At 71.8% G+C, this 15,430-nt stretch carries 14 protein-coding genes and 1 pseudogene; 2 read left to right on the top strand and 13 right to left on the bottom strand.

Going from position 1 to position 15,430, the window contains the following annotated elements; genetic code table 11:
* Positions 1-129: 129 nt before the first annotated feature.
* On the bottom strand, positions 130-1,344 hold the full coding sequence (locus AHOG_RS30170; RefSeq protein WP_245857088.1) for a MerR family transcriptional regulator: 1,215 nt from the start codon (positions 1,342-1,344) through the stop codon (positions 130-132).
* Positions 1,345-1,644: 300 nt separating this feature from the next.
* Between AHOG_RS30170 and AHOG_RS25845 the strand changes: the two genes are divergently transcribed.
* Positions 1,645-1,947, top strand: a complete 303-nt coding sequence (locus tag AHOG_RS25845; RefSeq protein WP_069852475.1) for a WhiB family transcriptional regulator — start codon at positions 1,645-1,647, stop codon at positions 1,945-1,947.
* Positions 1,948-2,050: 103 nt separating this feature from the next.
* Here the strand turns inward: AHOG_RS25845 and groL are convergent, their stop codons facing one another.
* The 9 genes and pseudogenes from groL to aceB form a co-directional block, all read right to left on the bottom strand.
* Entirely contained in the window at positions 2,051-3,667 is a 1,617-nt protein-coding gene (gene groL, locus AHOG_RS25850) for a chaperonin GroEL (RefSeq protein ID WP_093943636.1), read from the bottom strand.
* A 229-nt stretch (positions 3,668-3,896) separates the two neighbouring features.
* Positions 3,897-4,193 carry a co-chaperone GroES gene (gene groES, locus AHOG_RS25855; protein ID WP_075742883.1) on the bottom strand — a complete coding sequence of 99 codons (297 nt, stop codon included), beginning with the start codon at positions 4,191-4,193 and terminating at the stop codon, positions 3,897-3,899.
* A gap of 445 nt (positions 4,194-4,638) precedes the next feature.
* On the bottom strand, positions 4,639-5,802 hold the full coding sequence (locus tag AHOG_RS25860) for a methyltransferase domain-containing protein (protein ID WP_093943637.1): 1,164 nt from the start codon (positions 5,800-5,802) through the stop codon (positions 4,639-4,641).
* Positions 5,799-6,617: an MvdC/MvdD family ATP grasp protein gene (locus AHOG_RS25865; protein WP_342746064.1), complete on the bottom strand. Its 819-nt coding sequence runs from the start codon at positions 6,615-6,617 to the stop codon at positions 5,799-5,801. The genes AHOG_RS25860 and AHOG_RS25865 overlap by 4 nt, the downstream gene beginning before the upstream one ends.
* Before the next feature lie 132 nt (positions 6,618-6,749).
* A complete protein-coding gene (tgmA, locus tag AHOG_RS25870; protein ID WP_157737042.1) occupies positions 6,750-7,064 on the bottom strand; it encodes a putative ATP-grasp-modified RiPP in 315 nt (104 codons plus the stop codon).
* A gap of 292 nt (positions 7,065-7,356) precedes the next feature.
* Positions 7,357-8,424, bottom strand: coding sequence for a tRNA (adenosine(37)-N6)-threonylcarbamoyltransferase complex transferase subunit TsaD (tsaD, locus tag AHOG_RS25875; protein ID WP_093943639.1), 1,068 nt, complete (start codon positions 8,422-8,424; stop codon positions 7,357-7,359).
* A gap of 98 nt (positions 8,425-8,522) precedes the next feature.
* Positions 8,523-9,023 (bottom strand): annotated as a pseudogene (gene rimI / locus AHOG_RS25880) (ribosomal protein S18-alanine N-acetyltransferase); the annotation flags it as partial.
* Entirely contained in the window at positions 9,020-9,754 is a 735-nt protein-coding gene (tsaB, locus tag AHOG_RS25885; protein WP_093943641.1) for a tRNA (adenosine(37)-N6)-threonylcarbamoyltransferase complex dimerization subunit type 1 TsaB, read from the bottom strand. The gene tsaB and the pseudogene rimI, both read right to left, overlap by 4 nt.
* An 85-nt stretch (positions 9,755-9,839) precedes the next feature.
* Positions 9,840-11,444: a malate synthase A gene (gene aceB, locus AHOG_RS25890; RefSeq protein WP_093944822.1), complete on the bottom strand. Its 1,605-nt coding sequence runs from the start codon at positions 11,442-11,444 to the stop codon at positions 9,840-9,842.
* Between the two features lie 118 nt (positions 11,445-11,562).
* Here aceB and AHOG_RS25895 point away from each other — a divergent pair, with 118 nt between their 5' ends.
* The gene (locus AHOG_RS25895; RefSeq protein WP_093943642.1) at positions 11,563-12,345 is read left to right on the top strand and encodes an IclR family transcriptional regulator; all 783 of its coding nucleotides are present in this window, start codon (positions 11,563-11,565) and stop codon (positions 12,343-12,345) included.
* A gap of 137 nt (positions 12,346-12,482) precedes the next feature.
* On the opposite strand, the gene tsaE is transcribed toward AHOG_RS25895, so the two are convergent.
* The 3 genes from tsaE to alr form a co-directional block, all read right to left on the bottom strand.
* On the bottom strand, positions 12,483-12,941 hold the full coding sequence (gene tsaE / locus AHOG_RS25900; protein ID WP_157737110.1) for a tRNA (adenosine(37)-N6)-threonylcarbamoyltransferase complex ATPase subunit type 1 TsaE: 459 nt from the start codon (positions 12,939-12,941) through the stop codon (positions 12,483-12,485).
* Positions 12,942-13,075: 134 nt separating this feature from the next.
* Entirely contained in the window at positions 13,076-14,179 is a 1,104-nt protein-coding gene (locus AHOG_RS25905) for an alpha/beta fold hydrolase (protein WP_093943644.1), read from the bottom strand.
* The gene (gene alr, locus AHOG_RS25910; RefSeq protein ID WP_093943645.1) at positions 14,176-15,381 is read right to left on the bottom strand and encodes an alanine racemase; all 1,206 of its coding nucleotides are present in this window, start codon (positions 15,379-15,381) and stop codon (positions 14,176-14,178) included. The genes AHOG_RS25905 and alr overlap by 4 nt, the downstream gene beginning before the upstream one ends.
* Between the last annotated feature and the right edge of the window lie 49 nt (positions 15,382-15,430).

Here is a 15,430-nt window from a genome sequence, read left to right on the forward strand (position 1 = left end):
TTGCTCCATCAGGTAGCCGCCCGAGGTTCACCGGAATGGAGCATGCCCGACCCTACCCAGAAGACCGACGCGAGCGCGGGCGATTTCAGGGCGAATCGCTTCGATCACTCCAGGTGACGGCGTGGAGTGCTAGCCGCGACCGCCCCGGACCACCACGGACCGCTCGATGAGGTCGGCCGCCGATGCGAGCTCCGTCACAGCCTCGACCCGATTCGGCAGGGTGCTCGGGTCCCAGCCGGGGCCGCCCGCGAACAGCCGCACCCGCTGCCGGGTCCTCGGCAGCGCCTCGAACACCGCCGGATCGCCACAGCGCGGTCGCTGCGCCCACAGCACCATCGCGGCGGGGGCGACGCGCCGCACCGCGGCCACCACGCCGTCCATGGGCAGTCCGACACCCAGCAGCCGCGCACCGAGCCTGCGCTGGGACAGCTCGGCGGCCAGCACGTACATCGGCAGCCCGTGCCGTTCACCGGGCGCGCCGACGAGCAGCACGGACCGCGCGGTCCTCGGCTCGGCCGCGCCCGCCGTCACGGTGCTCATCACCGTGATCAGGCACTCGCTCAACAGCCGGGTCATCTCCCGACCCTCGCCGGAGTGCTCCCAGCGTTCGCTCAACGCGCCCAGCACCGGTTCGGCGAGCTCCTGCCACACCGTCAGCACGCCGTCCTCGTGCAGCGCCTCCAGCAGCAGACGGTTCACCGACCAGGAGTCCATCGCCGTCACCGCGCGACCCAGTCCTCTGGCCCTGCTGCTCGCGCCGGGCAGCCGCAGCCCTCGACCGCCCGACCGGGCGCGCCGGTCGAACGCGGGCAGCTCCATCCCCCCGGAGAGCAGGCCCGCCGCGGGAGGCAGGCCTGCGGCGGGAGGCAGGCCGGGGTTCGGCCCGGCCGCCGGATCGTCGCCGTCCGAGACCGCGGCCCCCGCCGAGGAGCCCGCCCCGAAGGACAAGTCCGCCGCGTCCCGCGGTCCGCCCGCCGCAAGGTCTCCCACGTCGTGGACAAGCCGAGGCCGGGGCGGCCGCGATGACTCGTCGCTCTCCACGACCCGTCCGGTCACGCGCACGGACGTCGACTCGTCCGGCGCGACGCGCGGGGCGGGCGACGAGGTGCTCAGGGCGTACCGCGCCGCCTCGGCGGGCGAGGCGCCCCGCAGCAGCGCATGCTGCATCAGCTCCAGACGCGCGACGTCCAACGGGCCGTACCGGCGGTGCCTGCCGCTGGTGTGGCCGCTGGGTCCGAGGCCGTAGCGCCGGTCCCAGGTGCGCAGGGTGGCAGGCGCGATGCCGAGGCGGCGGGCGACCGCGGCGACGGTGAGGGTCGGCTCGTCGCCCGCTGCGGCGGGCAGCGGCTCGACCTCGCCAAGCGGAGCCACGCAGCCCTCGTCGGTCTCACCACCGTCGTCGGGTCCTGGCTGCGTGCTCACGAGGCCGTGTCCGTTCCGGTCGTCTGGACGATGATCTGGTCACCTGTTCTCGGTGCCCCCGGGGCACGAAGTGCTCCGCGCCACAGGATAACGCCCATTAGTGTGAACAACTTATGGAGCGAAGGGTCTTGAACAAGTTATGGCGCGGTTCTAGCGTAGGTCCCGATACGAGTGCGAACGCACTCGCGACAAGTGCACCACTTGCGGGGAGGTGGTCGACAAATGGCCGACACTCGGCGACTGCCAGGGCCGAACGCGGACCTGTGGGACTGGCAGCTTCAAGGCTCGTGCAGAGGCATGGACAGTGCCTTCTTCTTCCATCCGGACGGCGAGAGAGGTCCGGCGAGGTCACGGCGGGAGGCAAGGGCGAAAGAGGTGTGCCAGCAGTGCCCGGTGCTCGAACAGTGCAGGCAGCACGCATTGGCCGTCCAAGAGCCCTACGGCATCTGGGGTGGACTGTCCGAGGCCGAGCGGACGCTGCTGATCAAGTCCAAGAGCCGCAGGATGGCGGGTCTCGCCTCCTGAGTCGGCCGTTCGCGGTCGAGACAGGCCCGGTCACACACGACGGGGCGGCACCGCGCAGAGTCGGTGCCGCCCCGGTGTGAGCCCGTGAGGCCGAGCGTGATGATCAGTGGCCGTGGCCGTGGCCCTGTCCGGCCGCCACGTCCTCCTCCGGCACCTCGACGACGGCGCTCTCCGTCGTGAGGACCATCCGCGCGATCGAGGCGGCGTTGACCACGGCGGACCGCGTGACCTTCACCGGGTCGACGATGCCCGCGTCGAACAGGTCGCGGTAGGTGAGGCTCGAAGCGTCGAAGCCGCTGCCCCAGCTCTGCTCGGCGACCTTGGAGGTCACCACGGCGCCCTCGTGGCCGGCGTTCGTGGCGATCCAGAACAGCGGAGCGCTCAGCGCGGCCCGCACGATCGCCACCCCGGTCGCCTCGTCGCCGGTGAGGCCGAGGCCGCCCTCGAGCTCCTTGGCCGCGTGCACCAGGCTGGACCCGCCGCCGGGGATGATGCCCTCTTCGACGGCGGCCTTCGTCGCCGCGATCGCGTCCTCGATCCGGTGCTTGCGCTCCTTGACCTCGATCTCGGTGGCCGCGCCGACCTTGATCACCGCGACGCCGCCGGAGAGCTTGGCCAGCCGCTCCTGCAGCTTCTCGCGGTCCCACTCGGAGTCGGTCGCCTCGATCTCGCGGCGCAGCTGCTCCACCCGCGAGTCGATGTCGGACCGGGTGCCCGCGCCGTCCACCAGGGTGGTGTCGTCCTTGGTGACCACGACGCGGCGAACGCCGCCGAGCACGTCCAGACCGGAGTCGGCCAGCTTCATCCCGACCTCGGCGGCGACGACCTGCGCGCCGGTGACCACGGCGAGGTCGTCCAGGAACGCCTTGCGACGGTCGCCGAAGTACGGCGCCTTGACCGCGACCACGCGGACCGTCTTGCGGATCGAGTTGACCACCAGGGTGGACAGGGCCTCGCCCTCGACGTCCTCGGCGATGATCAGCAGCGGCTTGCCCGCCTCGACGACCTTCTCCAGCAGCGGCAGGAAGTCGGCCAGCGCGGAGATCTTCTCGCGGTACAGCAGGACGAGGGCGTCCTCCAGCACCGCCTCCTGGCGGTCGGCGTCGGTGACGAAGTGCGGCGAGAGGAAGCCCTTGTCGAACTGGACGCCCTCGGTCACCTCCAGCCAGGTGGACATCGTCGAGGCTTCCTCGATGGTGACGACGCCGTCCTCGCCGACCCGCTCGATGGCCTCGCCGAGCAGGGCGCCGATCGTCTCGTCTCGCGAGACGACCTGGCCGACCTGAGCGATGTTGTCGCGCCCCTTGACCGGGGTGGCCTTGGCCTTCAGGGTCTCGACCACGGCGTCGGCCGCGGCCTGGATGCCCTTGCCGATCACCATCGGGTTGGCGCCCGCCGCCACGTTGCGCAGGCCCTCCCGGACCAGCGCCTGCGCCAGCACGGTGGCCGTGGTGGTGCCGTCGCCCGCCGCGTCGTTGGTCTTGGTCGCGACGCTCTTCGCGAGCTGGGCGCCGAGGTTCTCGTAGGGGTCTTCCAGCTCCACCTCACGCGCGACGGTCACGCCGTCGAGGGTGATGGTCGGAGCGCCGAACTTCTTGTCCAGCACGACGTGCCTGCCGCGCGGGCCGAGCGTGACCTTGACTGTGTCGGCGAGCTTGTTGACACCGCTCTCCAGCGAGCGGCGGGCCTGCTCGTCGAACCGGATCTGCTTTGCAGCCATTCTCTGGTCCCTCTCAAGGGGTGTTGAAGCGTGCCTGGAGGACCACGTCGGTGACGGCGGGGCGCGAACCACCTGCGCGGGTCCAGATACAACCAGGGGGGAAGACGCGACCGCCCCGGAGATCCCGAGGGTCCGGGACCGCCGGGGCGGTGCGTAGTCGACCTGAGAGCCTGTCCCGATGTTCCCCCGTCACGACAGGAGAACGGGGACGGGCTCTGTCATGAACTCGTCAGTTCACGACGGCCAGCACGTCGCGCGCGGAGAGGATCAGGTACTCCTCGCCGTTGTACTTGACCTCGGTGCCGCCGTACTTCGAGTAGATGACGACGTCGCCGACGGCGACGTCCAGCGGGACCCTGTTGCCGTTGTCGTCGACACGACCCGGTCCGACGGCCAGGACCTTGCCCTCCTGGGGCTTCTCCTTGGCCGTGTCCGGGATGACGAGCCCGGACGCGGTCGTCGTCTCGGCCTCGCTCGCCTGGACGACGATCTTGTCCTCAAGTGGCTTGATGTTCACGCTCGCCACGATGTGACCTCCACCTTCTGGGGCCTCGGAAGCGTTGGCAGGATTTGACGGCTCCTGCCACCCCGCCGTCGCGGGTGCCGGGGCGGTTCAGCGCCGTATGACTGGCACTCTACCGAGGCGAGTGCCAATCATCAACGCCGGGGGCGGTCTTCCGGCGCGTCATCGCGGAATCGGGGCGGCGGAACACGCGGCTACCGGCGACGATCCGTCGGCGGCGCGACCGGTCACCAGCCTACGGTCACCACGGTCCGCGAGGCAGATCACCTGCCCGCGACCACGGCGCCGCCCAGAGGCAGGGTGCGGAGGCAGCCTGTCGGCGGGCCGATCGCACCCGAGGCGCTGACCGGTCCGGCCGAAGCGGCCGATCACGACCGAGGCAGACGAACCGGCCCGACGTCACCGGCGAGTCCGGCGACGGGCGGCAGGTGGGCGGGCAGCCATCAGGTCACCGGCTGGGCGGCAGCACCCAGCGACGCGGGCCGTCGGGCTCGTCCAGCCACACGGTGTGCAGACCGTCGGGCCGGACCGTCAGCCCGAGGCGCCCCCAGTCCGGGCGATCGAGGTCCTCCCACTCGCGGACGGCCCGCTCCAGCCGATCCCAGATCTGGACGGGGCCGCCCTGCCGGACCACCCGCCTCCCCGTGTCGTCCGCGCGCACCGCCACCTCGCACCAGGAACCGTCGGCGGCGGCGACCGTCGACCACCGGGGACCGCCGCCCGCCGCCCGGCCCCGGAGTCCGATCGAGACGATGCACGGCAGCTCCGCCTGCGCCAGGAACCACGGCACCAGTTCGCTCGCGGGCTCCGAGTCGAGCGCCGTCATCCCTTGCACGCCCGCCGCGCGGGGCGGCGGCTCGGGGCGGCCCGCGTCGCATGCGGCGCCGCGCAACGCCATGAACGCCGCCCACCGGGGGAGGAATCGACCTTCCAACCGGTCATGGCGGCGACGCAGGCAGACGAGGCTGCCCGCGTGCAACGCGGCCTTGAGATCCGTGAGCACGAGACCGCCGGGGCGGGTCTGCTCCGCCCACGCCCACGGCACCCGCCGCACCGAGCACGTCGCGATGATCCGGTCGTACGGGGCATGGCCGGGAAGTCCCTCCGCGCCGTCGGCGGCGAGAAGAGTCGGGGCAAGGCCGAGGGAGGCCAGTCGCAGGCGAGCGAGGTCGACCAGTTCGGTCTCGATGTCCACGGAGAAGACCCGCTCGGCGCCGAGCAGACGGCTCAGCAGCGCCGCGTTGTAGCCCGTGCCGGTGCCGATCTCCAGCACCCGCGAGTCGTCGTCGAGCCGGAGCGCCTCGATCATCCGCGCCATGAGCCCCGGCTTCGTCGACGACGACATCACGATCCGCTGCCCGTCGGCCAGTTCTCCCAGGGCCGTCACCAGGGGGCGATCCGCATAGACCTCGTCGAGATACCCCGGGGTCGTCTGATCACCGCGCATCCAGTCTCCCTCGGGCGTCTGCACGAAGAACCGGGGTACGAACACGTGGCGCGGAGTCGCCTCGATCGCGGCCCGCAGCGCGGGGTCATGGATCACGTCATCGTCCCAGAGCCGAGCGCCGAGACTTCGCGCCGCCCGAACCCACTCATCGGCTGGTGTGGTCATGCCGGCTCCAATGCGAGCAGATCGGCGAGCGCGTCCGTGACGGGCAAGGAGACGACGCTCTCCAACCACCCGTACTGTCCCCCGGGATCGCACTCGAGGAAGATCCATTCGCCATCGGGTTGAATCACGAAATCGAAGGCGCCGAAGGCGAGTCCCAGGGCACCGCAGTATCTGAGCACCCCTTCCGCGACGCTGGCAGGAGGGTCCAGTAGTTCGTAACGCGATGCCGCGTAGTCAGAACGCCAGTCAATGTGACCTCGGGCCGAGTCGGTGTCGATCCCCACCGCGAGAATCTGTTCGCCTACGACGATGAGGCGAACCTCTCGTGCTTTGACGACCCGCCTCTGGAACTGGTGGGCTGTGGTCTCCACACCTCGCAGGTCTCGCAGGTCAGCCTCGCCGAGGCGTCGAGTGAACATCGTTCGCCACTCACCTTCTTCGAAGACCGACGGTGAGGCCAGTCCTTTCGTCACTGTCTCCCTGCCTGCGGCGAATCGTAGGACCGACTCAGGACGGTTCGTGACCAAGGTGTCCGGCACCATCAACCCGCAGCGCAGTGCCGTCACCAACTGGAGAGGCTTGTAGGCCGCGTCGGCATTCCGTGCCGGGTGGTTCACCCACAACACCGGCAGAGACGCCAGTACCCCGCCGACCCCGAACTTCGCCTCCGCGGCACACCAGCGTTGCTCGGTCGGGGTGAGATGCGTGGGGAAGCGGAACGCCGACGGACGACGGCACCACACCGATCGCACCGTCTCCAACTCGATGACACGCTCTTCGAGCTGGATCGTGCCGGCCCAACGGCCCGCGCGAATCTCGGCGTCGAAGGTGGCTGTGCGAGGAAACCAGGAGGTGTCGACGTGCTACCGGAACCTCGCGTAGTCGTAGCGCCTGGACCACACGGTCAGCTGAGAAGTCCTGCTCCGCCGCCAGTATGAGGACCGTCATCAGTCGTTGATCCAGTCCACGGAACTCGGGCCGTCCTCACCGTCGACTGATTCCGTCTTCAGCGCGGTGGGGTCTCCCGCGAGAGGCAGGTCGATCAAAGGGCGTCCGTCAGGAACCACCGACAGCTGCCGTTCGGTGTCGTAACGATGCGCGGGGACCTCCTTCCCGAATTCCGCACGGCAGGATCTGCGCAATCCCCAAGGACGGATACCGACGGGCGAGGCGGAGTCATCGCGAGACTCAACAGCAGTGAAACCGTCCAACGGAAAGCGTTCGCTCACCGACACGATCGGTTCGGCGTCGATTGATGACATGGCAGGCGGGCTCCCGATGAGGAGACCGTCGCCATCCCTTCGCCACATGCAGCGCACGCTATCTCCGCATTCACCGCATGGCAATCAATCTGTCAGAAACGCACCCGAACGGCCCGCAAGCCCGCAAGCCCGCAAGCCCGCAAGCCCGCAAGCCCGCAAGCCCGCAAGCCCGCAAGCCCGCAAGCCCGCAAGCCCGCAAGCCCGCAAGCCCGCAAGCCCGCAAGGAGATGATGCCGCCGAGCCGCCCGCTCGGCGCAGGTCGGGGGGGTCGGCGCAGGCAGGCGCGAGTCGGTCAGAGCAGGATGGTCTCGACCGGCAGGGCCGGATCGGCCCCGAAGTCCGGCGGCGAGGCCGGCGCGCCCGCCGCCAGCAGCCGGGCGCCGAGAGCGGCGATCATGGCACCGTTGTCGGTGCACAGTCTCGGCCGAGGAATCCGCAGCTCGATGCCCGCCTCGGCGCAGCGGATCGCGGCGAGCCGACCCAGGCGTGAGTTCGCGGCCACGCCGCCGGAGACGACCATGGTCCGCACATCGTGGTCTCGGGCGGCACGCACCGCCTTGGCGGTCAGCACGTCCGCCACCGCCTCCTGGAACGAGGCTGCCACGTCGTCGACCGGCACCGGTTCGCCCGCGGCCTGCCGCTGCTCGACCCAACGGGCCACGGCGGTCTTCAGCCCGGAGAAGGAGAAGTCGTGTCGGGCGTCCTTCGGCCCGGTGAGTCCCCGAGGGAACGCGATGGCGGTCGGATCGCCCCGGCGGGCGGCCGCGTCGATCGGCGGGCCGCCGGGATAGGGCAGCTCCAACAGCCGGGCCACCTTGTCGTAGGCCTCGCCCGCCGCGTCGTCGATGGTCGAGCCGAGTTCGGTGATCGAACTCGCGACGTCCTCCACGAGCAGCAGCTGGGTGTGTCCGCCGGAGACCAGCAGCGCCAGACTCGGCGAGGGCAGCGGGCCGTGCTCCAGGGTGTCGACGGCCACGTGCCCCGCCAGGTGGTTGACGCCGTAGAGCGGCCGGTCGAGCGCGGCGGCGTAGGCCTTCGCGGCGGACACCCCGACGAGCAGCGCACCCGCCAGACCCGGCCCGGCGGTCACCGCGATCGCGTCGACGTCGGAGGGGCGCAGGCCCGCGTCGGCGAAGGCCTTGCGCACCATGGGGACCATCGACTCCAGGTGAGCGCGGCTCGCGACCTCGGGGACCACGCCGCCGAATCTGGCGTGCTGCTCGACGCTGGAGGCGACGGCGTCGGCCAGGAGTTCGACCGAACCGTCGGCGTGCAGTCCGACGAGGCCGACACCGGTCTCGTCGCACGAGCTCTCGATGCCGAGTACGACGGCATCGGGTCGGTTGTTCGGCCTGGTCATCGCGTGATCTCCTCGTCGCGGCCCGCGCCGGGGCCTGCCTCGGCGTCGGGTCCGGCCGCTCCGATCGTGCCCGTCGCCGTGCCGGGGCCCGTCCCGGCGGCGGCGCCCTCGGCGGTCGGCCGGGCGGCCCGGCGCATGGTGTAGGCGTCGGCGCCCGACGGCTGGTAATACCGCTTCCGCAGGCCGACCACCTCGAAGCCGTGGCGCTCGTACAGCGTGATCGCCCGGCTGTTGTCGGTGCGGACCTCCAGGAAGGTCGTCGCGCCGACCTCGTCGGCCCGCCGCAGCAGCGCGCCCAGCAGCGCCGTGCCGACGCCGCCGCCCTGGTAGTCGGGGTCGACGGCGATGGTGTGCACCTCGGCCTCGAAGTCCGGCGCACGCCCGACGACGGCCAGCCCCGCGTAGCCGATCAGACTCGCCGGGCCGGAGACCTCGTCCTCCTCGGCGCCCCGACGGGCCGCCAGGTACAGATGCCCGGCCGCCAGCTCGGCTCGGAAGGCGGACTCCCGCCACGGGTCGTCGCCCCGGAAGAGGCGGGCCTCCAGTTCGGCGCAGCGCGACAGGTCCGACTCGGCCAGCGGAACGAGTCGGAAGCTCACCGCGGGCTCACCCGCTTCGGAGCGCCGGGCGCCACCGCGTCGGGACGGCGCAGGTAGAGGGGCACGAACGGCGCCGGGTCACGGCGGGCCGCCACGGCCTCGGCCGCCGCGAGCGCCAGCCCGATCGGGGTCGGTCCCGTCGCGGCGCGTACCGGCAGGCCGAGGCGCTCGGCCGCATCGCCTGCCTTCGGTCCGGCCACCGCGGTCACGTCGAGCTCGTCGAGCCGCTCGGCGAGGACGTCCGCGGCGGCGACCTCGGGCCCGTGTGTCCGGGAGCCGTCGGCGTCGTATCTCGCCCAGTACAGCTCACGGCGGCGGGCGTCGCTGACGACCAGCAGCGGCCCGGCGGGCGCCGACACGCCGGCGGGGGACGCCTCGGGTTCGGACGCCGCCGAGGGGTCCGCGCCGCAGGCCGCCCGCACGGCGTCCAGTGAGCAGACCGGATACACGGGCCGCTCCAGGGCGTCGCCCAGGGCGGCGGCCGTGACCATGCCGACCCGCAGTCCGGTGAAGGGCCCGGGCCCGACGCCGCAGACGATCGCGTCGACGTCGGCGAGCCGGTGTCCCGCCGCCCGCAGCGCCGAGGAGATCAGCGGGGTGAGCAACTCGCCGTGGGCTCGGGCGTCCACCACGATCTGCTCGGCGAGCAGCCGTGGCGCGGATCGGGTGTCGAGTTCGACCACCCCCGCGGTGACCGCGGGAGTGGCGGTATCGATGGCCAGCAGCAACACGAGGGAGAGCCTAGCTCCGTGGCATGCACCGGGATGGTGCCGCGTCCCGGACGCCGCCCACCGCCCGCTCGTACGCCCGGGCCCGCTACGGCAGCAGTTCCGTCGCGGGCAGGGTGAGGAAGTCGACGAAGCGTTCGGCCAGCGCGACCTCCTCGAACAGCTCCACGGCCTCGTCGATCCTGCCTGCCTGCTCGGCGGGCAGCTCGGCCCGCAGCGACTCGCGCACCTCCTGAGCGGCCGCACGCACCAGTTCGACGTCCACGGTGACTCCCGTGTCCAGCTGCACCCCGTTGTGCACCCACTGCCAGAGCTGCGAACGGGAGATCTCCGCCGTGGCCGCGTCCTCCATCAGGTTGTGGATGGCGACGGCTCCGTTGCCGCCCAGCCAGGCGACCAGATATCGGATGCCGACGTCGACGGCCGCGCGAAGGCCGCCCTCGGTGACGGAGCCGCCCGCCGAGGCGACGTCGAGCAGCTGTCGGGGCTCCACTCGCACGTCCGGCCTGGTCCGGCCGAGCTGATTCGGCGCGTCGCCCAAGACCTCGTCGAAGACCTCTCGGCACAGCGGGACGAGATCGGGATGGGCGACCCATGAGCCGTCGAAGCCGTCGCCGGCCTCGCGCTGCTTGTCCTCGCGCACCTTGGCCAGGGCGGTGGCGGTGGCCGCCTCGTCGCGCCGGTTGGGGATGTAGGCCGCCATGCCGCCGATGGCGTGGGCGCCGCGGCGGTGGCAGGTGCGGACGAGCAGTTCGGTGTAGGCGCGCATGAACGGTGCGGTCATCGTGACGCCGCCGCGATCGGGCAGCACGAAGGAGTCGCCCGCGTCGCGGAACGTCTTGATGATGCTGAACAGGTAGTCCCAGCGACCGGCGTTCAATCCCGAGGCGTGCTCACGCAGTTCGTAGAGGATCTCGTCCATCTCGAAGGCGGCCGGGATGGTCTCGATCAGCACGGTGGCCCGGATGCTGCCCAGCGGCACCCGGAGTTCCTGTTGCGCGTGGACGAAGACGTCGTTCCACAGGCGGGCCTCCAGGCTGCTCTCCAGCTTGGGCAGGTAGTAGTACGGACCGCTCCCCCTGGACAGCAGTTCGGCGGCGTTGTGGAAGAAGTGCAGGCCGAAGTCGACGAGTGCCCCGGCGATCGGTTCGCCGTCGACGCGCAGGCGTCCGTCCGTGAGGTGCCAGCCGCGGGGCCGCACGATGATCACCGCGGGTTCGACGTCCTCGCGAAGGGTGTACGAGCGCCCATCCGCCGAGGTGTGGGCGATCGTCCGCCGCACGGCGTCGAACAGGTTGACCTGGCCGCCGACGACGTTCGTCCAGTGCGGGGTGTTGGCGTCCTCCAGGTCGGCGAGCCAGACCTTCGCACCCGAGTTGAGCGCGTTGATCGTCATCTTCCGCTCGGTGGGTCCGGTGATCTCGACGCGCCGATCCCGCAGGTCCGCGGGCGCGGGCGCGACCTGCCAGTCGGCCTTGCGGATCTCCGCCGTCTCCGGAGCGAAGTCCAGTCCGCCGCGGCGGACGGCCTCCTCTCTGCGCATCACGCGCCTGGACAGCAGTTCGCGCCGTCGCGGGTCGAATCGGCGATGCAGACCGGCCAGGAATCGGAGCGCCGCGGGCGTCAGGATCTCCTCGCCTCGGTCGACTGCCGCTCCCAGCACCTGGGCGCCCTGCTCGGCCTGATCGGACATGAGCACTCCCTTTTCCGCATTGTGAAACTATCTTTCCGAACTGCGATAGCTAGACTAGCTGTTCGACACGGGCGCGAGAAGCACCTCGCCGACCGGACAGAAGCGGAGTCCCATTCGGATGTCCCGAGACGATCCAGCCCGGCACGCCCCGGCACCGTCCGGCGGGGTGCAGTCCGTCGAACGCGGCCTCCGCCTGCTGGAGCTGTTGGCGGACGCGGGCGGCGAGATGACGCTGAGCCGCCTCGCCGAGGCGGCCGAACTGCCGACGCCCACCATTCACCGACTGCTCGGCACCCTCGTGCGGTGCGGCTACGTCCGCAGGCGGCCGGACCGGCGCTATGCACTGGGCTCCGGGCTGATCAGACTCGGCGAGACGGCGGGCCGCGCGCTGGGCACCTGGGCTCGCCCGCGGCTGGCGGAGTTGACCGAGGCCACGGGCGAGACCGCCAACCTCGCGGTGTTGGAGGGCAGCCAGCTCGTCTACGTGGCCCAGGCGCCGTCTCCGCACTCGATGCGGATGTTCACCGAAGTCGGCAGGCGGGTGCCCGCCCACAGCACCGCGGTGGGCAAGGCGGTGCTCGCGCTGCTCCCGGAGGAGCAGGCGTTGGACCTGATTCGCAGCGCCGGGATGCCCGCACAGACCGAGCACACCATCACCACGCCCGACGCGCTGATCGACGAGCTGCGGCGGATCCGCCACGCGGGTCACGCGGTCGACGCCGAGGAACAGGAACTCGGGGTGCGCTGCCTGGCGATGGCGGTCCCGACGGCGGGAACGCCCACGGCCGTCTCGGTGAGCGGCCCCCAGGACCGCATGCGGCGGGTCGGCGAGGCGGCGCTGCTGCCCGCCCTGCGCCGCGCGGCCGAGGCGGTGGCCGAGGAGCTGGCCGGCCGGGGGTAGCGGAACGAGCCGCCGACGGGCGGGGCGACCGGCCGCCCCCGTCTCGGATCAGACGGTCCGGACTCCGGCCGGACGACGGGTCACCGCGGCGGGTGTGCCGTGCCGGGCAGACGACGAGACGCTGGTGCGGCGGCGGCTCAGAGTGCCGCGAGCCTGCGGGTCCACGAGGGCCCGGCCGCCGTCAGCACCGCCTCGCGTGTGTCGTCGGGCCTGCGATCCATCCGGACCAGCAGGTGTTCGTCGGTCAGCGACTCCGCGAGCCCCTCGCCCCACTCCACGACGACCACGGCGCGGTCCAGATCGAGCCCGAGGTCGAGATCCTCCAGCTCGCCGATGCCCCCGAGCCGGTAGGCGTCGACGTGCACCAGGGCCGTTCCTCGGCCGTCCGGGGCGGGTCGGTGCAGCCGGGCGATGACGAAGGTCGGGGAGGTGACGCGCCCGAGGACGCCGAGGCCCGCGCCGATGCCCTGGGTGAACGCGGTCTTGCCCGCCCCGAGCGGGCCCGCGAGCACCACCAGGTCGCCCGCCTCGACGACTCCGCCCAGCCGCCGTCCGAGCTCATGGGTGTCGGCGGGCGTGGGCAGGGTCCGGCACAGCTCCGCCGAGCCGTCTGGGACGAGGTCCGGCCCGCGTCGCGTGCCGTCGGCTCGGCCGGGGGGCGTGCCGATCCCGTGGGCGCAAGCCGTGCCCACGAGGCTCCGCGGGCCTGCCTCGGGCCTGTCGTGCTCGTTCATGCCTCGGCCTCCTCCGGTCGGACCGGTGCCGTGCGTCGGCCGCTGACCCGGCGCACGAGCTGGCGCACGGCCTCGGTGCACCGGTCCGCCTGTTCCAGCATCACCATGTGCCCCGCGCCCTCGACTCGCACGAACTCCGCGTTCGGCAGTGCTTCGGCGATGGCCTCCGAATGCCAGAACGGCGTGATCCGGTCGGCATCGCCGCCGAGCACGAGCACCTCGCAGTGTCGCAGCCCGACCAGCGCCGTGTAGCGGTCGTGGGTGCCCAGCGTCTCCAGGAAGTCGGTGACGACCTGCAACGGCGTCGCCGTGATCATCTCCGCCATCAGCTCGACCAGATGCGGGCTCGCCTTCCGGTCGCCGAAGGCGATCGACCGCACCCCGCTTCTGGTGATGCCACCGCCCGCCCGGCGCACCATCTCGAACAGCTCCGGTTGCCAGGAGGCCACCCGACCCAGTCCTCTGGTCATCGGGTTACGTCGATTCAGGAATGATCGGGACAGACCGGACTTCGCCAGCTCGCCCGCCGACGTGCCGATCAGGGCGACGCCCTTGATCCGCTCGACGAACAGCTCCGGATACTGCTCGGCCAGCGCCATGATCGTCATGCCGCCCATCGAGTGACCGACCAGCACCAGCGGACCCTCCGGCGCGGCCACCCGCAGTACGCCCGCCAGATCGCGCCCCAGCTGCTCGATCGTCGAGGACGATCGCGGCGCGCGGCCGGACCGGCCGTGACTGCGCTGGTCGTAGGAGACGACCCGGACACGGGGGCCGGTCATCGACGGGAGGTCCCGCCGCTGGAAGTGCCAGCATCGGCGGTCCAGCACATAGCCGTGCACCAGGACGACGGTGAGTTCCGGTTCGCCGCCGTCGGCCGGGCCGACCTCTTCGACGGCGATCGGGATCCCGTCGTCGGCGGCCACCGTGTACTCGTGGTCGGGCGTCAGCGCCCCCAACAGCTCGGCCGCCAGCGGGTCCTCCTCGACCGCGCGCCGAGCGGCCAACCGGGCGCTCTGCGCGGCGACGCCGACGGCGGCCCCGCCCAACGCGGCGCCGACCAGCCCGCCGACGACGCCCACGACATGCCACGGTTTCATTCGTCCGCCTCCGCGTGCTGCTCGGAGCGTGCCCGCCCCGCGTCGAGGAGGACCGGCCCGCCGTCGACGACGATCCGGCGTCCTCTGGGCCGGTGCATCCCGGTGACGATCTCGTAGTCGATGGTGCCGATCGCGTCCGCCCACTCCGTCGCGGTCGGCTCGCCGTGATCGCCGGGTCCGAACAGCACGACGGGATCACCCGGTTCGACGACGTCGTCGCCGCAGTCCACCACGAACTGGTCCATGCAGATCCGGCCCGCGATCGGCCTGCGCGCGCCCGCCAGCCAGACCGACATCCGGCCCGAGAGCAGCCGGGGCACGCCGTCGGCATACCCGATCGGGATCAACGCCAAGGTCGTGTCGCGCGCCGCCGTCCAGGTCAGGCCGTAGGACACGCCTTCGCCCGCCGCGACCCGCTTCACCAGCACGACCCTGCTGCGCAGCGTCATCGCCGGGCGCAGCCGGACGTCGGTGTGGTCGGCCACCGGGTTCAGGCCGTAACAGGCGATGCCCGGCCGAACGAGGTCGAAGTGCAGGTCCGGACGAGTGAGCGTGGCGGCGGAGTTGGCGAGGTGTCGCAGCGGGCGCAGTCCGGCCGCACGGGCCGTCTGCCATGCCTCGTCGAACCGCGCCGCCTGGGCGTCGATCGACGGGTGTCCCGGCTCGTCCGCGCAGGCCAGATGCGACCAGACGGCATCGACGACGACGTGCCCGGCCCGCTCGGCCTCGGCGGCCGCGGCGACCAGACCCGGCCAGTCCGCACCGGTCGCGCCGTTGCGGCTCAGCCCGGTGTCGATCTTCAGGTGGACGTGGGCGACGAGTCCGGTTCGGCGGGCGGCGGCGATGAGCGAGTGCAGGGTCCTCGGAGCGGCGACCGAGACGGCGACCCGTTGTCGGACCGCCTCGGTGAAGTCCTCGTCGGGCTCGTGCAGCCAGCACAGGACGTCGGCGGTGACGCCGCCCGCCCGCAGGTGCAGGGCCTCCGCCTGGGAACGCACGCCCAGCCACCTGGCGCCGCCCGCCAGCGCGGCGTTCGCGGCGGTCAGCGCGCCGTGTCCGTAGCCGTCGGCCTTGACCACCGCCATCGTGGCCGCGCCGGAGCGTCGAGCCGTCTCGGCCAGCAGGGCGACGTTCTGCCTGATCGCCTCGGCGTCCACGACCAGTTCGGCCCGAGACGGAGGCACCGTCTGATGTGCGTCCATGACTCGGCCATGGTGTCACAAGGCCGCGGCGAGAGGACCGGCTCGGCAC

This window comes from Actinoalloteichus hoggarensis, assembly GCF_002234535.1.
Taxonomy (GTDB): domain Bacteria; phylum Actinomycetota; class Actinomycetes; order Mycobacteriales; family Pseudonocardiaceae; genus Actinoalloteichus_A; species Actinoalloteichus_A hoggarensis.

Coding starts and splice junctions, on each gene's coding strand:
- AHOG_RS25845 (WP_069852475.1), top strand. CDS start 1,645: ATGGCCGACACTCGGCGACTGCCAGGGCCGAACGCGGACCTGTGGGAC.
- groL (WP_093943636.1), bottom strand. CDS start 3,667: ATGGCTGCAAAGCAGATCCGGTTCGACGAGCAGGCCCGCCGCTCGCTG.
- AHOG_RS25860 (WP_093943637.1), bottom strand. CDS start 5,802: ATGACCACACCAGCCGATGAGTGGGTTCGGGCGGCGCGAAGTCTCGGC.
- tgmA (WP_157737042.1), bottom strand. CDS start 7,064: ATGTCATCAATCGACGCCGAACCGATCGTGTCGGTGAGCGAACGCTTT.
- tsaD (WP_093943639.1), bottom strand. CDS start 8,424: ATGACCAGGCCGAACAACCGACCCGATGCCGTCGTACTCGGCATCGAG.
- aceB (WP_093944822.1), bottom strand. CDS start 11,444: ATGTCCGATCAGGCCGAGCAGGGCGCCCAGGTGCTGGGAGCGGCAGTC.
- AHOG_RS25895 (WP_093943642.1), top strand. CDS start 11,563: ATGTCCCGAGACGATCCAGCCCGGCACGCCCCGGCACCGTCCGGCGGG.
- AHOG_RS25905 (WP_093943644.1), bottom strand. CDS start 14,179: ATGAAACCGTGGCATGTCGTGGGCGTCGTCGGCGGGCTGGTCGGCGCC.
- alr (WP_093943645.1), bottom strand. CDS start 15,381: ATGGACGCACATCAGACGGTGCCTCCGTCTCGGGCCGAACTGGTCGTG.